Origin of the sequence: Tritonibacter sp. SIMBA_163, from assembly GCF_046535935.1 — a bacterium.
GTDB classification, from domain to species: Bacteria; Pseudomonadota; Alphaproteobacteria; order Rhodobacterales; family Rhodobacteraceae; genus Epibacterium; species Epibacterium scottomollicae.
Window position 1 is genome coordinate 1 of record NZ_JAWJBP010001012.1, and the last position, 247, is coordinate 247.

The following is a 247-nucleotide window of genomic DNA, read 5'->3' on the forward strand; positions in this document are numbered from 1 at the left end:
GCAACGAGCTTACCGTCACCGGCGACAGGCTGAAACAGCTCGAGGACGAGGTGGCCGGGCTGAAGAAGGACCAGACCACTATTACCGCTGCGCTGATCCAGTCGGCCAAGACCGACAAGAAGCTGCAGCAGGATATTGCCGATATCGCCGACAAGCTGACCGCGCTGCGCGAGCAGGAAGACGGCATCCGCGCGTCGCTGCGCGCAAGGCGCGGCGTTCTGGCCGAAGTGCTGGCCGCATTGCAGCG

At 64.4% G+C, this 247-nt stretch carries 1 pseudogene; it reads left to right on the top strand.

The window, feature by feature from the left end:
• A pseudogene (locus tag R0J92_RS25385) lies at positions 1–247 on the top strand (hypothetical protein); the annotation flags it as partial.